Source organism: Acidovorax kalamii (assembly GCF_002245625.1).
GTDB classification, from domain to species: Bacteria; Pseudomonadota; Gammaproteobacteria; order Burkholderiales; family Burkholderiaceae_C; genus Acidovorax; species Acidovorax kalamii.
Map to the genome: position 1 here is coordinate 1 of NZ_NOIG01000013.1, position 19,473 is coordinate 19,473.

Genomic DNA, 19,473 nt, shown 5'->3' on the forward strand with positions numbered 1-19,473 from the left:
TGCATCTGCATCTGCATCTGCATCGGCATCTGCATCGGCATCTGCATCTGCATCGGCATCGGCATCTGCATCTGCATCTGCATCGGCATCTGCATCTGCATCGGCATCTGCATCTGCATCGGCATCTGCATCTGCATCGGCATCTGCATCTGCATCGGCATCTGCTTCTGCATCTGCATCTGCATCGGCATCTGCATCTGCATCTGCATCTGCATCGGCATCTGCATCTGCATCTGCATCTGCATCGGCATCTGCATCGGCATCTGCATCGGCATCTGCATCGGCATCGGCATCTGCATCGGCATCGGCATCGGACTCAATGAATGCATCACCCGAGCCAACCAAAGCCGCCGCTGCTTGGGGTTCAAAACCGAACTGGTACTCCACCCCATCGGTCTCTTCCCCATTGCGCAGCAACTGCACAAAGCCATGGCCACCGCCACCGCCACCGCCACCGCCGCCCGCCGCGGTGGCTTCCAATTCATCCAGGTCACCCCCACGCTGCAGGGCCTCAATCACAGCCTGAATGCTGCCATCGGCTACGCTGTTCTCTACGGCAGGGGTACCTCCAGGCGCTTCCACCATGCTGTCATCGAGCTTCACGTTCTCATTCGCAGCCATCTGAAAAACATCGCCGTCGCTCATTTGCAACTCAATGCGAGAGTCTCCCAGGGTAACAATGACATCCCCAAGTTGCAGAGACTCGCCAACTTGCACTTGGTGGCGAATCCCCGCTGTGTCAGTAGCAAAAGCGGTCCCGACGACAGCAACAACGGTAGCGATTTGAGTCATGATCGTCTCCACAACCGCATGGCTTGGAATGCTCAATGCATCCATTCCAGCAGATGGAACGCAGGTTAGCCCTGTAACGCAAGGCTGGCTATTGGACTGAAGTACAACTTCGGCTTACCCCGCATGCGCGAGCGATAAAAAGGACAGCGCACCGGCAACAACCAGACTGATCGAGCAGAGACAGAACACGCTGGCAGAAACCCCGTTGCTCACAAGAGGCCGTCCTCACCCTCATCACTCAGCAGACGCAAACTATTGGCCAGATGAGACCGGGTTTGTTGCCTGGCTAGCAGTTTGTCCTGGGCGGCCTGCGGCAAATCTGTAAATCGGATCACCCCTCGCTCAACAAGGAGATTGATCAAATCTTCCGTCACCCGGGCAAGGCTGGCATCGGTCTCACTGAGGGGGTTGGGATTGGGGTGCTTATCAGGCATCACCGCCCTCCGCGCCAGCCTTGCGAGGTGTGCGAGCACCAGCAGACAGGAAGAGCGCCAGTTGAAGCCTGTCACGCACCTCCAGCTTCTCAAACACAGCGCCCAGATGTGCTTTGACGGTCCGCTCTGAAATGTTCAAGCGTGATGCCACTTCTTTGTTGGAGAGCCCCGCAGCTACGGCCTTGGCCACTTGGCTTTCGCGGGCCGATAGCATCGAAATGTCACCACGTCCCGCGGTTTCGCTGCGTTGCAGCAAGTTGGTCGTGGCTGCAAGAAACCGGGCCACCAAACCCGCCCCTGGCCATAGACCGCCGTGCTCTACAACAACAGCCACCTCCCTAAACAAGGAGGGCGCGGAGTGCAAATGGACATATCCTTTTGCACCCGCTTGCAACGCAAGCAGTGCCTCCTGATCCTCAGGCATCGCCGATAGAACCACTGGGTGGCATGCGGGCGCTTCTCTTGACAGCTGCAACAGCCATTCCATCCAGTTCGTGTGGGCGACGGGCACCCACACCACAGTTACGCCTGCCGAGGCTGGGCTGTCCGGGCTCGGCGGTTCGTGCGGAGGCAACGGCGGGCCAGGCAAAGCAATGCCCTCAGGGAACGCCTGGTACCAACGGGCTGGCACATTCACCAGAGCCCCGGTGAGAAAACAATGTCTGGTTTTCATCGTTCGGACAGTGCATTGGCCTTGGCTCGAAGGACGGGCTTCAGCAGATAAGACAGGATCGTCTTCTTGCCAGTGAGAATGTCAACCTGCGCCACCATTCCAGGGATGATGGGCTGGCTGTCCCCCAGGCTGGGTTTGTGGGTACGCACCCGCACCAGATAAAAAGCGTTGCCTTTGTCATCCACGAGTGAATCTGCGCCAATGCCGATCACGTCGGCATCAAGCCCACCGTAAATAGAAAAGTCGTAGGCCGTGAACTTCACCAGTGCCTTCTGCCCCGGGCCAAGGAAGGCAATGTCCTTGGGCGAAATTTTGGCCTCAAGGATCAGGGTGTCATCCAGCGGCACAATTTCCAGAACCTCTTTGCCAGGCTGCACCACCCCGCCCACGGTGTTCACCAGCACACGCTTCACGGTACCTCGTACGGGGGACCTGATTTCAGCGTGTTTGACTTTGTCGGCAAGCGCCCGCCCGCCCTCTGACAGGCTTGAAAGCTTGCTCATGGTTTCTGACAACTCAGCACTCATCTGATTGCGCGCAGTCAGTTGAACCTCTTCAATGCGGCGTTCTGCCTCCTGGATTGCGGCTTGCACGCGGGACATCTGGGCGGTGGCCTGCTCCTGGTCGCCTTTGAGTCGGGATACATCCCGCTCCAACCGCAAAACTTCGACTTCTGACACCGCCCCGGTTTTGACCATGGGGCGGGTGGCGCTCAACTCCTGCTGCAGGTATGCCATACCCTGATTGGCCTGTGCCAAACGCGCCCGTACCTCATTCAATTCCTGGCGGCGCTGCATCAATTGATTTTGCGAGATCGATATCTGCGCACTGATCTCCTCGCGACGAGACTCATAAAGTCGCCGCTCCTGCGCCACAATCTCTGGCGCATCACGCTGCAACTCAGGTGAAGGGTTAAAAGCCAAGCCCCGCGTCAAAGCTTGCAGCCGCAAGGCTTTTGCCTGCAACGCCAACTGGCTGGCGCGACTCTCCAGCATGTTGGAAACAAACCGTGTGGGATCCACACTCATCAAAAGCTGACCCGCCTCTACCACTTGACCTTCACGCACCAGCAACGACTCCACCACCCCGCCGTCCACGCTCTGCACTATCTGTACTTGACTGGATGGAACCACTTTCGCATCTCCACGAGTTACCTCGTCAATCGGGGATACCGCCGCCCAACCCAGCAGCACCAAAACGATCAGTGCAGCAAACCTCAAGAGAAGGCGGGCCCGAAGTGGCTCTTGCTGCAGCCGGGCCCAATCAGCATCGCCCTCCGCATCAATCGGCCCATGGCTTGACCTTGCCACGCGTTGCAGAAATCGCCCAAACAACCCTTCGCCTGCAACTGTGGCGCTTTGGCTTGCATGGTGCCGTGCTTCATAAGCACCGTGTTCTGCACTGGCGGTCATGGTCATGCCGCCTTTCCAATGCGGCCCTGCCGCAGGGCAGTGACAACCTGGTCCTTGGGTCCGTCCGCCACTATGCGCCCGGCGTCCATCACTATGATGCGATCCACCATGTCAAGCAACGACACCCGGTGACTGACAAGAATCAAGGTCTTGCCCTGGCTAAAAGCGCTCAAGCGCTTTTTGATCCCCTCTTCGCTGGAGTGATCCATGGCAGACGTTGGTTCGTCGAGCAGCACGATCGCAGGGTCATTGATGACGGCACGCGCAATGGCAACCCCCTGGCGCTGACCACCGGAGAGGGACTCACCGCGCTCTCCCACCACCATGTCAAAACCTTGCGGATGCCCATTGACCAAGTCCAGGATACCCGCCACTTCTGCCGCTTTGATCACCTCTGCGTCATCGGCCAGCGGGGCTCCCATGGTGATGTTCTCGCGCAAAGTGCCATAAAACAGCATGACGTCCTGCTGCACACAACCAATCTGCCGACGCAGTTCTGCCGGGTCCAGTTGACGGTGGTCAATGCCATCGATGAGAACAGCCCCTTCTGACGGGCGGTACAACCCCAGAATCAGCTTTTCCAAGGTGGTCTTCCCGGAGCCAATGCGTCCAAGAATCGCAACCCGCTCCCCGGGCTGGATGGAAAAAGACAGCTTGCGCAAAGCGGGCACTTGCTGCCCCGGATAGGTGAAGCTGACATCACGGAACTCTATGGCACCGAGCAGAGCGCCACGGCTGATGAAACCCGCCCCTTCCGGACGCTCCACCTCGCGCTGCATCACCTCGTCAAGGGAGCTGAGCGCAGTAGACGCCGCATGGTACTGAACCAGCAAGCCGGCCACTTGCCCCACTGGAACCATAGCCCGGGACGCGAGCATGGTGCACGCGATCAGGCCACCGATGGTGAGTTGCTTGTCCGCGATCATGTAAACGCCAATGATCACGATTACCAAACTGATTAACTGCTGTACGAAGGAGGAGCTTTGCATGACCGATGTGGACAGGAATCGCAACTGGACCCCCACCCGTGATAGCAAGGCGACGCTCTGCTCCCATTTGCGTTGCACGACAGCCTCTGCCCCCAAGGTCTTAAGCGTCTCCATACCCACGAGCCCTTCTATCAACGTGGCGTTGCGCTGCGCACCCGCTCTATGGGCAGTTTCGGAAAGGCGACGCATCTGCCTTTGAACACCAAGGGAGAAGAGCAGCATGAAGGCGCATCCAACAACCAGGGGGATCAACATGGGCGGAGCTATCCATGCGATGACCGCCATGAAAATCAGCGCGAAAGGCAGGTCAATAAAGGCGATCACCGTGGCCGATCCGATGAATTCCCGAACGGCCTCAAAAGCGCGCAGGTTTGCGGCAAAGGAGCCAGCCGACGTGGTGCGCAGCTCCATCCTCATGCCCAGCACACGCTCCATGATCAACGCGGACAAACGAATGTCAGCACGACTGCTGGCCAGATCCACAAAACGACTGCGCAGGATGCGCAGCACCAAATCTCCCACCAGCACTACCATTAGTCCCACCGCCAGTACCCACAGTGTGTCCAGTGCGTTGTTGGGAACCACCCGGTCATACACCACTCGAACAAAAATGGGCAGCCCCAGGGCAAGCAAGTTGGCAATGAACGCCGCCAGCAGCACGTCCCGATACAGCCCTCTGTTCTCCGCTATGACACTCCAGAACCAGTGCCCTTGGCGGCCTGCATGAACTTGCGGAGCCCGAGCATCAAAACGCATGGTCGGCCGCAAGTAGATGGAGGAACCACTGTAGAGCGCCTCCAGGGCGACGCGGTCCACCACGACTTGGCTGTCGGGCAAATCGGTATAGATCACGTGCGCTACAGTTTGCTGGGCATCCCACCCAGTCAGTACACACGCGCTTCCATCGCGCAGCAACAAAATTGCTGGCAACAACGCCGGGTTGAGCCGCACAAGCGGGCTTCGCACCAGTTGGGAACTGAACCGCGCCCTGCGGGCCGCACGGGCGAACAGCCCAGGGGTAAGCCGTGCCTTGTTGGCAGGCAGCCCCGCCATGATTGCATCACGGGTCAGCGTTTCGCCGTGGCAGCGAGCTGTAATGAGTAAACAGTCGAGCAGATAGTCTCTACAGGCCGCCTGCTGCGAGGCTGGATGGCTCGACTGAACCGCCTCCGAGTACATAGCTCATTCCCTTGGAATTTCACTGTTTTGAAAGTGAAACACATGGAAACGAAATCGTCGAACGGTAAATGTGCAGCGCACGGGAAAACCCGTACCTGCAGTAAAAAATCCGATGGCCCAAAAAATTCGTTAGCAAATGGCTATGCAAGTTTCTGCACCGTCAGGGAGAACGCCATCGATGCATCCGCAGACTGCCCATCAGGCAAAAAAATCAGAAAGTCACTGCCATGCCCGGCACATCCACCCGCACGATGGGCTTGGCCAGCGCAGCGCTGGCAGCGCGCGCAAAGTCGCGCGACCAGGCGGCGTCTTGCATCAGCGGCGCCCCTGCGGCGCGGGCCACGGTGAGCACCTTGTCGGCCAGCAGCACCTTGCCGCTGGCGCGCAGTGGTTCGCAGTCGAGCGAGATGAATTGCTCATCCAGCCAGCGCCGCCCTGCCTCGTGGCCCATGGGCTCTGCGCCCTCCAGGTCAAAACGGAACTCTTGGTCTCCGGTCAGCTTGACCGACACTTCGCTATGCATGGTGACTCACCTTTCTTCTGAACTGCGGACTTGCTCCAAGGGCCCATCCAAGAGGCCCATGGAAGCCCGGAACTGCACGGGATATGCAGTCTTCTGGGGTCTCAGTTTAGAGCCAGTCGCTGCGCAGGCACTCAACGCGCGCGGCGCGCTTTCACAGCGTCAGACAGTTCTGCCAACGCCTGCAGCGAATCATCCCAGCCCAGGCAGGCGTCAGTGATGCTTTTGCCGTATTCCAGCTTGCTCGCATCGTCCTTGCCTGGGGTGAACTTCTGGGCCCCTGCCGTGAGGTGGCTTTCAATCATGAGACCAAACACGCTGCGCGAGCCACCCGCCAATTGCGCCGCAACGTCACGCGCCACTTCAAGCTGCTTTTCGTGCTGCTTGCTGCTGTTGGCGTGGCTGCAATCCACCATCAGCGTGGCGGGCAGCTTGGCGGCTTCGAGGTCCTTGCAGGCAGCGGCCACGCTGGCGGCGTCGTAGTTGGGCGTCTTGCCGCCGCGCAAGATCACGTGGCAGTCCTTGTTGCCCTTGGTGTTGACGATGGCAACCTGGCCGTTCTTGTGCACCGACAGGAAGTGGTGGCCCCGGCTGGCCGACTGGATGGCGTCGGTGGCGATGCGGATGTTGCCGTCCGTGCCATTCTTGAAGCCGATGGGCGCGGAGATGCCCGAGGCCAGTTCACGGTGCACCTGGCTTTCGGTGGTGCGCGCACCAATCGCGCCCCAGCTGATGAGGTCGCCGATGTACTGGGGCGAGATCACGTCGAGAAACTCGCTGCCTGCAGGCATGCCCAGGCGGTTGATCTCGATCAGCAACTGGCGCGCAATGCGCAGGCCCTCGTCGATGCGGTAGCTCTCGTCCAGGTAGGGGTCGTTGATGAGGCCCTTCCAGCCGACGGTGGTGCGTGGCTTCTCGAAATACACACGCATCACAATTTCAAGGGTGTCGGCGTACTGCCTGCGCACGGCCATCAGGCGGCGTGCGTAGTCCACAGCAGCAGCGGGATCATGGATGGAACAGGGGCCGATGATGACCAGCAGGCGGTCGTCCTTGCCAGCCATGATGTTGTGGATGTTCTTGCGGGTCTGGGTGATCAGCGTCTCCACCGGCGTACCGCCGATGGGGAAGAAGCGGATCAGATGCTCAGGAGGAGGCAACACGGTGATGTCCTTGATACGTTCGTCGTCGGTCTGGCTGGTTTTCTCGACGCTGCGGTACCAGGCATCGCTGGTGGGGGTGTTGGAGACCGTCATGGTTGCTTCCTCGTGGAGTCGGTTGGAGTGGATGGAAAAACGGGAGGGCTGAAAAACAAAAAACCGCCGGGCTTTGCAGCGTCGGCGGTTGGTATGGGGAGGTTGTGTTTGCTTGCGCGTTTTCCTCTCATCCGCCGGGGACCGAGATAAAAAACCAAAAATAAAACGCGCTGCGAACTTGCATGGCAGCCAATGTAGCACAGGAGTGCGGCAGTGCAGCAACCCCAGACTGTTGCGATTGCACGACAACCTGCACCATTTAAAACCGAATGCCCAGGCTTGCGCCTCAGCTTCGCAAGCGGCGCAACCAGGCCTGCATGCGCTGCAGCGCTGACACCTTGCGCGGCGGCACCTCCTGAAGATCGCTGGGAGGATCGCTCTGGTGCTCGTACATATCCACCAGCAACAGCGCCTCGCCCAGCGTGCGCCATGCCAGCAGCTCGAAGTGGTCAAAACTCGCGCTTTCGCGGGTGCTGCGGCGCTCCAGCATCTGCTGCCAGTCGGCAATGGCATTGCGCAAGTCGCGCAACGCGCGCTGGTAGGCGCCAAACTCGTACAGCGCATGCCAGGCGGAGCCCAGGCCCGTCAAGAACAGCTGGTGCTCTCTTGCGCAGTGCGAAAGCGCCACAACGCGCCGCGTGATCTCGGTCGTGTCCGTACTGGTGCGGCGGGCGCGAACTGCTTCGTCGATCTGCATGGACAGCGCACCCAGGCTGTCGCGCAATTGGCGCGAGTCTTCGTCGGCGACACCTTCCCGCAAAAAACGGCTGATGTCCCCAAACGACTGGAGTGTCAGCAGTTGGCTGGGACGCGTGGCAGGCATGGTGATCCCCATTTTGCGCTGCCTGCAGAGCTGCGCAGCGCTTTGCACCTTCTGCGAAACGCAGGTGGTGGGAGCGCGCAACACATGGGCGCACCCGCGCCAGATCTCAGGCCGTCCCGCCCACCGTCAACCCCTCGATGCGCAGCGTGGGTTGGCCCACGCCCACGGGCACGCTCTGGCCTTCCTTGCCACAGGTGCCCACGCCGCTGTCCAGGCGCATGTCGTTGCCGATCATGGTGACCTTCTTGAGCGACTCGGGGCCGCTGCCCACGATGGTGGCGCCCTTCACGGGGTACTGGATCTTGCCGTTCTCGACCCAGTAGGCCTCACTGGCCGAGAACACAAACTTGCCCGAGGTGATGTCCACCTGGCCGCCACCAAAGTTGCTGGCGTACAGGCCCTTCTTGATGCTGGCGATGATTTCCTGTGGGTCCTTGTCGCCACCCAGCATGTAAGTGTTGGTCATGCGGGGCATGGGGATGTGGGCGTAGCTCTCGCGGCGGCCGTTGCCGGTGGGCGCCACGCCCATCAGGCGCGCGTTGAGGCTGTCCTGAATGTAACCTTTGAGGATGCCGTCCTCGATCAGCACATTGCGCTGGCTGGCGTGGCCCTCGTCGTCCACGTTGAGCGAGCCCCGGCGGTCGGCGATGGTGCCATCGTCCAGCACCGTGACACCCTTGGCCGCCACCCGCTGGCCGATGCGGCCGCTGAAGGCGCTGGAGCCCTTGCGGTTGAAGTCGCCCTCCAGCCCGTGGCCCACGGCCTCGTGCAGCAGGATGCCGGGCCAGCCCGAACCCAGCACCACCGTCATCTCGCCCGCTGGCGCGGGGCGCGATTCGAGGTTGACCAGGGCGGCATTCACGGCTTCATCCACATACTTGCCCATCTGCTCGTCGTCGAAATAGGCCAGGCCAAAACGCCCGCCGCCGCCGGCGGAGCCCATCTCGCGGCGGCCGTTCTGCTCGGCGATCACCGTGACCGACAGGCGCACCAGCGGACGCACATCGGCTGCCAGGGTGCCATCGGCACGGGCCACCAGCACCACGTCGTACTCGCTGGCCAGGCCCGCCATGACCTGGGCCACGCGCGGGTCCTTGGCACGGGCGCGTTGCTCCAGCCGCTCCAGCAGCGCGACCTTGGCCGTGCTGTCCAGCGAAGCGATCGGGTCCACACCCGGGTACAGGCTGCGGCTCAACGCTACTTTTTTAGTAGCAACCTTTGCTTTACCTGCGCGCGCAGAGGCTGAAATAGACCGCACAGTGCGGGCCGCGTCCAGCAGCGATGCCTCGGAGATGTCGTCGGAATACGCAAAGGCCGTCTTCTCGCCGCTCACGGCACGCACACCCACGCCCTGGTCGATGCTGAAGGAGCCCGTCTTGACGATGCCTTCCTCCAAGCTCCAGCCTTCGCTGCGCGTGTACTGGAAGTACAGGTCGGCATCGTCCACCTGGTGGGCACGGATCTCGGCCAGAGCTCGGGCCAGGTGGCTTTCGTCGAGGCCGAAGGGGGTCAGCAGCAGTTCACGGGCAACATCGATGCGCTGGCTGGTTGCCGCGCGCTGGGGGGCGGCAGTGGGAGTGCGGAAAGTCATCGGGGCATTTTAGGCGCCCGGCCATGCCCGCACGGGCGCAAGGGCACGGGCGGCAGCGCCCGCACCCGGGCTTCAGCCCCTCAGCCTGCCGCTGTCAGGTCGCTGGTTGGCGCGCCAGGGGCGTTCTGCTGGACGGACTCGATGCCCGCGTCGCGCGCCTTTTCGCCGGAGTACATCTGGCTTTGGCCGATCACCTGGCCGTTGGCCGCCTTGAGCGTGAAGTAGGGGGAGCCGTCCTTGGCACAGAGCCGTCCATAGCGGCCGTCGTTGGGCGCATTCTTCTTGACGGACTCAATGCCGTTGAGCGCGCTGGCCTTGGAGTCGTACATCTCGCTGGTCAGGATGACCTGCCCGTTGCCCGCCAGGAGGTTGAACACAAACTTGTCGTTCTTGGACTTCTTCAGCTCGAACTTCGACGCCATGGGAGTACCTCCAGAGGTTGCCAAAACACAGTTGGCAGCCACTTTGTAACCGGAAGGCCCGGCGCACGCAACGCCACACAAGCCCCTGCGCCAGACCCGGCCATGAGCGAACCTGCGGTCTCGCAGGGGATAGCAATCAGCCCCTAAAGCGCCGCCCGAGGGTCCTTGGTGTCCTGCTTCTGCGCTCGTGCCACCGACATCAGGATGCCCAGCGCCAGCCCCAGCGTGACCATGGCCGTGCCGCCATAGCTGATGAAGGGCAGCGGCACCCCCACCACGGGCAGAATGCCACTGACCATGCCCATGTTCACGAAGGCATAGGTGAAGAAGATCATCGACACGGCACCTGCCATCAGGCGCCCGAACAGGCTGGTGGCTCCCACGGCAATCGCCAGGCCGCGCCAGACGAGAAGCAGGAAACAGACGATCAGGAACAGGTTGCCTGCGAGGCCAAACTCCTCGGAATAGGCGGCGAAGATGAAGTCGGTGGTGCGCTCGGGGATGAACTCCAGGTGGGTCTGCGTGCCAGCCATGAAGCCCTTGCCCCACACGCCCCCCGAGCCGATGGCGATCATGCCCTGGATGATGTGGAAGCCCTTGCCCAGCGGGTCGCGGGTGGGGTCCAGCAGCGTGCAGATGCGCTGCTGCTGATAATCGTGCAACACGGGCCAGCGCACCCCGTCCGCGCACCACGCATCGCCCATGATCACCAGGATGGCAATGCCCAGGCCGCCAATGAGCACTGGCGGCAGCACCAGTTTCCAGGACAGGCCGGCAAAGAAGATCACCGACAGGCCCGCCGCCAGCACCAGCAGCGAGGTGCCCAGGTCGGGCTGCTTCATGATCAGGCCCACCGGCACCACCAGCAGCAGCCCCGCCGCCACAAAATCCAGCGGGCGCAAGGTGCCCTCGCGCTTCTGGAACCACCAGGCCAGCATCAGCGGCATCGCAATCTTGAGGATTTCACTGGGCTGGATGACGATGCCCACATTGATCCAGCGTGTAGCCCCCTTCTTGGTGATGCCGAACAGCGCCACGGCCACCAGCAGCGCCACCCCCGCTGCGTACAGCGGCACGGCGCAGGCCATGATCTTTTGCGGCGGCACCTGGGACACTACAAAAAGAATAGCGCCCGCAATCAGCATGTTGCGCCCGTGGTCGGCAAAACGGGTGCCGTGGTCGAAGCCCGAGGAGTACATGGCCGTCAGGCCCGCGCAGGTCAGCAGGGCCACCACCAGAATGAGGGGAAGGTCGAACCCACGGAAAAGGGGAACAAGGCGCTGGGAGAGCGTGGGCTTTTCAAATACGACGGCCATCCCCCGATTATCGGATGGCCAGGACAACGTGGCACCTGCCCCCTGCGCCGTCACCCCGCCTGCCGGAAGGCCATCACCGCCTGGTTGCGCAGGGTGCGCAGCAGGCCCAGAGCCTTGTCGTCCACCACAATACCGCCCGCCACCGTCTGGTCGGCATAGATCAGGGCAAAGGTCTGGCCTTTGATCTGCAGCGGCAGCAGCAGGAATGAGGGGGCATTGAGCCCTGTGCGGTACCACTGCGGCAGGCGCGCCTGCATGCGCGGCTCGGTGGCGTCGTTGATCAGCGTGTCGGCGCCGCGCAGGCACACGGCGGCAAACAGGTCACCGTGGGCCTTCAGCGGCACTTTCATGGCGCGCACAGCAGCCTCGCTGCCCTCGCCCAGGCCAAAACGGCCGGTCAGCACCTCCGTCTTGGGGTCGCGCAGGCAAAACACCATGCGGCGAAAGCCCAGCGCCCGGAACATGGTCTCCAGGATCATGCGCAGCACATCGTTGAGCTGGAAGCTCTCGACCATGGCGTTGGTGATGTCCTGGATGCCTGCCGCCAGCACTTCGTTGACCTGCGCCACCGACACCGCACCGCCCGCCTGGGATTCGAGCACGGCCGGCAGGGGCGGGGTTTCGCTGGGGCGCAACTCGTGGGAGCCCAGGGCATCCTCAACCACTGGCTGGGCACCAGCAGGCTGCGGCAGCCGCAGCAGCCGGGCAGCGGGGGTGTCGGGCGCCACCCGCAGATCCAGCGCCTCGGCCAGTGCCACCAGCTTGTGGCGCGCGCGCAAAGTGGCCTCGGCAATCGACTCGGCCGACAGGGCCAGGGTGCGGGCGTACCGGGTACCGACCTGGCCCAGCTGGGCCTCCATCTGGGCAGGATCGCCAAACAGCAGCGTGCTGGCCACCTCGTTGGCCGCCATGGCCGCCCAGCGCATGCGCTCCGCGCCCTGTTCGGGCGCGCGCTGTGTGGGTGAGCCCAGCGGCTTGCGCATGCAGCGCTGCAGGCTCTCTGGCAGACCCCAGACGCGGGCCACGCCCACGCCCAGGTCCTCGAACCCCAGCCCCAGCACCTGCAGGGAGGCCGATTCCTCGCCCCCTTCCATGCGCCCCGAGGCCACCAGGCTGCGCACCTGGCGCGCCTCTTCCGGAAAGTAGAACTCGCACAGCATGCGCCCCAGGTTCTGGAACATGGCGCCGATGAAGGCTTCCTCGGCCGCCTGGCTGGCCCCGCACAGCTCGGCGGCCACCGAGCCCGCCATCATCGCGCGCAGGAACTCCTCGCGCATCTGGCTGGCATGCTGCTTGTCCTGCATATGGTCCAGCAGCACCAGGCTCAGCGCCATGTTGCGCACCGCGTTGAAACCCACCAGGCTCACCGCACGCGACACGGTGCTGATGGTGCCCCGGCTGGCATGGGCGTAGTGCACGCTGTTGACCAGGCGCAGCAGCTTGTTGGTCAGCGCCACGTCCTTGAGGATCTCGTGCGTGAGGTCGCTGATGCTGTCGTCTTCCGAGTTGGCCACGCGCTGGATGCGCGCCACCGAATCCGACAGCGCCGGGAAATCACTTTTGTGGCGCATGCGCCGCAGCAAGAAGTCCAGCGTGGCATTGCTCGTGGCTGTGGGGGCACTGGCCGGGGCGGCCCAGGCGCGCAGCGCGTCACGAAACTCTGCCGCCGAGGCGTAGCGCTGGCCCGGGTCGCGCGCCATGCCACGCTGCAGGATGGCGCGCAGGCCGTCGTCCACGCCCGGCCCCAGGTCTTCGGGCAGGGCCAGGTCTTCGTTCGCCAGACGGTACAGCGCCTGCCAGGTGTCCTTCTGGTGGATCAGCGGCTTGCCCGAGAGCAGCTCGACCAGCACCAGGGCGGCGGAGTACACATCCATCGCCGGGGTGGGGGCAGCGCCTGCGGCAGCCTCCGGGGCCATGTAGGCCGGTGTGCCGCTGGCCAGTTGCGCATCGGGCGCGGCCTGCACGGGGGCCGCCATGCCAAAGTCCATCACCCGCGCATGGCGCTGGGCATCGACCATGATGTTGGAGGGCTTGAGGTCGCGGTGCACGATGCCCGCCTGGTGCGCGGCCTGCAGGCCGTCGAGCACATCCACCATCAGCGCCACCGCATCGTGCGGCGTGCACCGCCCCTGCTGGGCCAGATGCTCCGCCAATGTGCGGCCGGGCACGTATTCGAACACGATGTAGGGCTGCAGGCCCTGCACATCGGCCTCGAACACGGGCACGATGTTCGGATGGGCGAGGCGCCCCACATGGCGCGCCTCGCGCAGCCACTGCTCCAGCACCGAAGGGTCCTGGTCCTGCAAGGGCCGCATGAGCTTGATGGCCACCTCGCGCTGCAGGCGCGGGTCCACCGCCAGCCACACCGTGGCCTGCGCACCCCGGCCTAGCTGCTTTTTCAGCTCAAACCGGCCCAGCGTGGCGGGAGGCTTGTCGCCTGATCCGAGCGCCCAACGTCGGGTGGTGGAGAGCGGGGCAAAATCGGGCATGGTGCAGGGAGCGAATCAAGGCGCCGCGCTGCATGGCGCCCCGTGGTTACGATTTGATACCCCCATCTTATGCCTGCGCCGCCCGGTCTGGAGCAGTGATTCCCCTGCCCCGCGTTTTTCTCGCTTTTTTTGTCTCCTGATGGCCACCACGCACCTTTTGTACCTGCACGGTTTCCGCTCCTCGCCCCTGTCGGCCAAAGCCCGCCAGATGGCTTCGTATGTGGCCCAGCACCACCCGGCGGTCACCTTCTGGTGCCCGCAGTTGCCACCCTCGCCGCAGGCGGCCATGGCGCTGGTGGCAGAGGGCATTGCCACCTGGCCGCGCGCGGCCATGGCGGTGGTGGGGTCGTCGCTGGGCGGGTTCTATGCCAGCCGGGTGGCGCAGCACACGGGCTGTCCCAGCGTGATGCTGAACCCCGCCGTGGACCCGGCCCGCGACCTGGCCCGCTACATCGGCGAACAGACCACCTGGCAAAACCCCGAAGAGCGTTTCTACTTTCTGCCCGAGTACATCGCCGAACTACAGGCCCTGGACATGCGCGGCCGCCCCCCGGCGGGTCCGGAGCTGGCCATCATTGCAAAAGGCGACGAAGTGCTCGACTGGCGGGAGATGGCGGGGAGGTACCCCGAGGCGCGGCAGATTGTGCAAGAGGGCGGGGACCATGCGCTGGGCAACTTTGCCGACTACCTGCCGCAGGTGGTGGAGTTTCTGGACCTGGCCTGAGCCCCGACCTGAGCCAACTCCGCGGCACAGTGGAACCGCGTCAGGGCGCTGTTGACACCCCCGACGACGCCTTGGCCGCCCCCGGCCTTTTCCAGCGCTCGTACTCCGCCGGGTAGGCAATGCGGTAGCGCTTCATATGGAACGCGGCCTCATCGTCTTTGCCCAGCAGCACGGCGCTCTCGATCAGCGCCTGGATGACGCGGGGTTCGGGCGAGAAATGCAACAACTCCCGCGCCAGCAGGTTGATCTGCGGGGCTGTCTCGCGGGTGAGCGAGGTATTGGTCAGCAGCGCGAAATCCACTTGATCCGAGAAAAACAGGGTGTCGGACACCTTGGCCGCCGTGTCGTCCTGATAGGCAGCGGGCCGCAGCGGCACGGGCCGGTACAGCAGACTGACGCGATAGTAGTCCCTGGCCGCCATCCCGCCCAGCATCACAGCACCTGCCACCGCCATGCCCACAGCAACCCGCGCGGCCGGCCCGACTAACCAGCGCGGCAGAGCGCCCTGCCACAACAAAGCCACAGCCAGCAGGGTGACCACCTGGAAGGGGCCGTACCACAAGGGAAACTCCAGCAAGCTGTGCACACCAATGATGGCCAAAACCCCCCAGGCGAGCTGGCGCACCGGGTCCGACTCGCGCCAGGGCTTCGCACGCACCATCCAGACGCCTACCGTGGCACACACCAGTACAGCTACCGGCAACCCCAGTTCTACCGCCAGTTGCAAAGGCAGGTTGTGGGCGTTGTCCAGCAACACACAAAACCGCACGCCAGGGAACAGGGTGACATAGTGCGCGTAGTCTAGTTCACCCCATCCCCAGCCCAGCCATGGTTTTTCGGCAATCAAATGCAGAACATTCGCCCACAGGGCTCGGCGGCTGGTGCAAGCCTGTTCTTCGTCCAGAATTCGTGTGAAAAGGCCGTCCATGGTGAAGCCCGTCCATTCCAGCAGCAGACGGGGCAACAACCAGGCCGCAGCGACATACAGGAGGACACCGGCCAGCGAAAGCCCCAAGGCCACGCGACCACAACTGGCACGCCACAGTATCAACAAACCTAGCACAACAAGCCACTGCAAGGCACCGGTCCGCGAGGCTGTCGCGGCACTTCCCGTGGCTAGCAACGCCATCCCCCAAGCCAGTAGGATTCCCACCAGCCAGGCAGGCCAAGGCCTTCCCCCGCCCAGCAAGACCTCTTGCACCTGAGCAGCCTTGCCACCGGCGTCCAACCGCGCCTGGATCTGGGCCAATATCCACAACAGCGCCCAGACCCCCAGGCTCAGCAAGGACGCCTGCTGGTTGCGCTGCCGCAAGTTACCAATCGCCTGACCAGGTGTGGAGGCCTGCACCCAGGGGGATAACCCGACGTCCCCGGCAAAGTACTGCACCAGCCCGATGACGCTACCCAGCAACGCCGCCAGCAACAGCCCTGCTGCGAGTTGGGTCGCAATGAATACACGCCCTTCCACCCCACCTTCAGCGCCCGCCCTGGCGCGCCTGCTTCGCCACCACCATAGCAACAGCATGACTAGGCCACAGGACCACGACGCCATCACAGGCCAGAAGTTGGAGCTGGGAGGTTGGGTATAGCCAAAAACAAATGGCAGCGTCAAAGCCACCAGAAACAGCGGTGCGGCAACAGCGTCAAAAAACATGGGGCTCACTCAGAAGGGGTTCAGCGCTGGTGCGATGCCGGCGAGGTGGTGCGCATCATAGGGGGTGGCTTGCGCGCCCAGCATCCGGGCGCCCTGCGCCGCCCATGGGACAATCCCTGCCATGCATGCACTGTTTGAAGAAGCTGGTAAATTTCTCGCCGGCCGTATCCTGTCGGAAGCCGACACATCCGCCCAGGTCGAGCTGGATTCGGGCAAACGGGTCAAGGTCAAGGCCGCCCACATCCTCCTGAAGTTCGAAAAACCGGCCCCGGCGGAGCTTATCGCCCAGGCCCAGGCTGTGGCCGAGACCATCGAGCTGGACCTGGCCTGGGAGTTCGCGCCCGAGGACGAGTTCGGCTTTGCCGACCTGGCGCGGGACTATTTCTCCGAAAACGCCACGCTGGCCCAGCAGGCCGGCGCCCTGTTCCGCCTGTACGACGCACCGCACTACTTCCGCCGCGCGGGCAAGGGCCGCTTCAAGAAGGCCTCGGCCGAAATCCTGCAGCAGGCGCTAGCCGCCATCGAGAAGAAGAAGGCGATCCTCGCGCAGATCGACGAATGGGCAGCCCAGCTGGGCCGGGGCGAATGCCCGCAGCCCATCCGCGACCAGCTCTACAAGATCCTGTTCAAGCCCGACAAGAACGCGCCGGAGTACAAGGCCGTGGTGGACGCCAGCCGCGCCACGCACACTGCGCCGCTCGATCTGCTGCAAAAGGCCGGTGCCATCGACTCGGCCTACCAGTTCCACTGGAAGCGCTTCCTGTTCGAGAACTTCCCCAAGGGCACGGGCTTTCCGGCCGTCACGGCACCGGTCATTGCCGACGAGCTGCCGCTGTCCACCGCGCAGGCGTACTCCATCGACGACTCGCAGACCACCGAAATCGACGACGCGCTGTCGGTGCAGGGCCTGGGCACGGGCACTGTGGTGCTGGGCATCCACATCGCCGCGCCGGGCCTGGCGATCCAGCCGGGCAGCGCCATCGACCAGCTCGGCCGCGCGCGCCTGTCCACGGTGTACATGCCGGGCTACAAGATCACCATGCTGCCCGACGACGTGGTGCAGACCTATACGCTGGACGAAGGCCGTGCCAACCCGGCCGTGTCGCTGTACGTCACCATCGACGAAGCCACGCTGGAGTTCAAAAGCTCCGAGACCAAGCTGGAGCGCGTGCACATCGCCGCCAACCTGCGCCACGACCAGCTCGACAGCGTGGTGACGGAAGAATGGCTCACCAACCCGGCGTTTGAGCATCAAAACGACCCCCACCGCCTGTCTGACTTGCGTGGACAGCTATCCTTTTTGCACCGCCTGGCCAAGGACCTCAAGGCCCGCCGTGAAGTGGTGCGCGGCAAGCCCGAGAACTTCAACCGGCCGGACTACAACTTCCGCCTGGTCGGCAACAACGGTGCCGAGCCCACGGGCGATGAACAAGTGCAGATCAGCGTGCGCCAGCGCGGCGCACCGCTGGACCTCATCGTGGCCGAGGCCATGATCGTCGCCAACAGCACCTGGGGCAGCTGGATGGCCGAGCTGGGCGTGCCCGGCATCTACCGCAGCCAGGCCAGCATGGCGCCGGGCGTGAAGGTGCGCATGGGCACCAAGGCACTGCCGCACGCGGGCATCGGCGTCAAAGCGTATTCGTGGGCCACCTCGCCCCTGCGCCGCTACACCGACCTGGTCAACCAGTGGCAGATCATTGCCTGCGCCCGCCACGGCAAAACCGCTGCGCTGGCCGCGCCCTTCAAGCCCAAGGACGCCGACCTGTTCTCCATCATCAGCAGCTTTGACGCGGCCTACGGCGCCTACAACGGCTACCAGGCGGGCATGGAACGCTTCTGGACGCTGAAATATGTGGAGCAGAACGGTATCACCGAGCTGAACGCCACCGTCTTCAAGGAAGGCCCGGGCGGCACCTTCCTGGTGCGGGCAGACGACATTCCGCTCGTCTTCCCCGTGCTGGGCGCGCAGAACCTGCCGCGCGGCGCACGCCTGAAGGTCAAGCTGGGCGAGGTGGACGAGATCACCCTCGACATTCACGGCACCGTGATCGAGCGCCTGGACGACCCGGCCGACAGCAGCGACGACGGCCCGGTGGAAGATGCGGACGAAGACGACGACACCGTGGCCGGCCCGATTGCCATCGCGGTGGATGTGAACGAAGCACCCGCTGAAGCCGTAGCGGCCGCTCCCACCCCCTGACCACGCCCCTGATAATTGCCGGCGATGAAACTCCCTGCCTTCCTCCGCACCGTCAGCACGCTGCAGCTCGCGCTGGGTTTCTCGGTGGCCGTGCACGCTGCGCTCATCTCCGTGCGCTTCATCGACCCCGAGGGCTTCAATCGCGTGTTCCAGGACACGCCGCTCGAAGTCATCCTGGTCAACGCCAAGTCCAACGAGCGCCCCGACAAGGCCCAGGCGATTGCCCAGGCCAGCCTGGCGGGCGGTGGCGACGCTGAAAAAGGCCGCGCCACCAGCCCCCTGCCCCACACCGCCCTCACGGCCGTGGGCGACGACTTCGAGGAAGCGCAGCGCAAGATGGATGCGATGCAGGAGCAGCAGGCGCAACTGCTGGCCCAGCTGCGCAAGCAGCTCGCCACCATGCCCGAGCCCGACCCGCGCAAGCCCAGCCAGAGCGCCGACCAGGCGAATGAACAGGAAAAGCGCCGCCAGCTCGTCAAGCTGCTGGCCGAGATCGAGAAGCGCATCAACGAAGAAAATTCGCGCCCCAAGAAGCGCTACATCAGCCCCGCGACGCGCGAAGAGGCCTACGCCATCTATTACGACGCGCTGCGCCGCAAGGTCGAGGACAAGGGCACCGAGAACTTCCCCGAACAGGCCGGGCGCAAGCTGTATGGCGAGCTGACCATGATCGTCACTGTCAACCACGACGGCCGCGTGCTGGGCACCGAGGTGGTGCAAGGCTCGGGCAACAGCACCCTGGACCGCCGCGCCGAGGCCATTGCGCGTGCCGCCGGGCCCTTTGGTGCCTTCGGCGCCGACATGCGCAAGAAGGCAGACCAGATCGCCATGGTGGCGCGCTTCAAGTTCACCCGCGACCAGACCCTCGAAACCAGTGTTCGGTAACCCCCCCTGAGTCGCCTGCGGCGCCTTCCCCCCAGGGGGACGCCGCCAGCGGCCTGGCAAAGCCAGTTCCGCGGCGGCCCTGGCCGAACCCCGCCCCCTGATGCAGCCCTTGTT

16 protein-coding genes are annotated in these 19,473 nt (G+C 63.6%); 3 read left to right on the plus strand and 13 right to left on the minus strand.

Features of this window, described 5'->3' with window-relative positions; genetic code table 11:
- The 12 genes from CBY09_RS23765 to CBY09_RS20940 form a co-directional block, all read right to left on the minus strand.
- The coding region (locus CBY09_RS23765) for a retention module-containing protein (RefSeq protein ID WP_133066322.1) at positions 1-837 on the minus strand (837 nt) is incomplete at its 3' end.
- 164 nt (positions 838-1,001) lie between these two features.
- Positions 1,002-1,226: a hypothetical protein gene (locus tag CBY09_RS20890; RefSeq protein ID WP_094291506.1), complete on the minus strand. Its 225-nt coding sequence runs from the start codon at positions 1,224-1,226 to the stop codon at positions 1,002-1,004.
- Positions 1,219-1,713: a helix-turn-helix transcriptional regulator gene (locus CBY09_RS20895; RefSeq protein WP_205734187.1), complete on the minus strand. Its 495-nt coding sequence runs from the start codon at positions 1,711-1,713 to the stop codon at positions 1,219-1,221. The genes CBY09_RS20890 and CBY09_RS20895 overlap by 8 nt, the downstream gene beginning before the upstream one ends.
- Positions 1,714-1,895: 182 nt before the next feature.
- Entirely contained in the window at positions 1,896-3,317 is a 1,422-nt protein-coding gene (locus tag CBY09_RS20900; protein WP_165773956.1) for an HlyD family type I secretion periplasmic adaptor subunit, read from the minus strand.
- Entirely contained in the window at positions 3,314-5,479 is a 2,166-nt protein-coding gene (locus CBY09_RS20905) for a type I secretion system permease/ATPase (protein ID WP_094291509.1), read from the minus strand. The genes CBY09_RS20900 and CBY09_RS20905 overlap by 4 nt, the downstream gene beginning before the upstream one ends.
- A 211-nt stretch (positions 5,480-5,690) precedes the next feature.
- Positions 5,691-6,002 carry a hypothetical protein gene (locus tag CBY09_RS20910; protein WP_094291510.1) on the minus strand — a complete coding sequence of 104 codons (312 nt, stop codon included), beginning with the start codon at positions 6,000-6,002 and terminating at the stop codon, positions 5,691-5,693.
- Between the two features lie 131 nt (positions 6,003-6,133).
- Entirely contained in the window at positions 6,134-7,255 is a 1,122-nt protein-coding gene (locus CBY09_RS20915) for a 3-deoxy-7-phosphoheptulonate synthase (RefSeq protein WP_094291511.1), read from the minus strand.
- 286 nt (positions 7,256-7,541) lie between these two features.
- Positions 7,542-8,078, minus strand: coding sequence for a hypothetical protein (locus CBY09_RS20920; protein ID WP_094291699.1), 537 nt, complete (start codon positions 8,076-8,078; stop codon positions 7,542-7,544).
- Positions 8,079-8,184: 106 nt separating this feature from the next.
- Positions 8,185-9,669 (minus strand): metalloprotease TldD, encoded by a 1,485-nt coding sequence (gene tldD / locus CBY09_RS20925; RefSeq protein WP_094291512.1) that lies wholly within the window; start codon positions 9,667-9,669, stop codon positions 8,185-8,187.
- A gap of 80 nt (positions 9,670-9,749) precedes the next feature.
- Positions 9,750-10,091 carry a YegP family protein gene (locus CBY09_RS20930; protein WP_094291513.1) on the minus strand — a complete coding sequence of 114 codons (342 nt, stop codon included), beginning with the start codon at positions 10,089-10,091 and terminating at the stop codon, positions 9,750-9,752.
- Between the two features lie 143 nt (positions 10,092-10,234).
- Positions 10,235-11,407 (minus strand): rod shape-determining protein RodA, encoded by a 1,173-nt coding sequence (gene rodA, locus CBY09_RS20935; protein ID WP_094291514.1) that lies wholly within the window; start codon positions 11,405-11,407, stop codon positions 10,235-10,237.
- 50 nt (positions 11,408-11,457) lie between these two features.
- Positions 11,458-13,896 carry a serine/threonine protein kinase gene (locus CBY09_RS20940; protein WP_094291515.1) on the minus strand — a complete coding sequence of 813 codons (2,439 nt, stop codon included), beginning with the start codon at positions 13,894-13,896 and terminating at the stop codon, positions 11,458-11,460.
- 139 nt (positions 13,897-14,035) lie between these two features.
- Here CBY09_RS20940 and CBY09_RS20945 point away from each other — a divergent pair, with 139 nt between their 5' ends.
- Entirely contained in the window at positions 14,036-14,620 is a 585-nt protein-coding gene (locus CBY09_RS20945) for a YqiA/YcfP family alpha/beta fold hydrolase (RefSeq protein WP_094291516.1), read from the plus strand.
- A gap of 40 nt (positions 14,621-14,660) precedes the next feature.
- On the opposite strand, the gene CBY09_RS20950 is transcribed toward CBY09_RS20945, so the two are convergent.
- A complete protein-coding gene (locus tag CBY09_RS20950; RefSeq protein ID WP_094291517.1) occupies positions 14,661-16,274 on the minus strand; it encodes a Wzy polymerase domain-containing protein in 1,614 nt (537 codons plus the stop codon).
- 121 nt (positions 16,275-16,395) lie between these two features.
- On the opposite strand from CBY09_RS20950, the gene CBY09_RS20955 reads away from it, so the two are divergent.
- Positions 16,396-18,474 (plus strand): ribonuclease catalytic domain-containing protein, encoded by a 2,079-nt coding sequence (locus CBY09_RS20955; RefSeq protein ID WP_094291518.1) that lies wholly within the window; start codon positions 16,396-16,398, stop codon positions 18,472-18,474.
- 24 nt (positions 18,475-18,498) lie between these two features.
- Complete coding sequence (locus CBY09_RS20960) at positions 18,499-19,359, plus strand: energy transducer TonB (RefSeq protein WP_094291519.1); 861 nt, start codon at positions 18,499-18,501, stop codon at positions 19,357-19,359.
- Positions 19,360-19,473 lie beyond the last annotated feature (114 nt).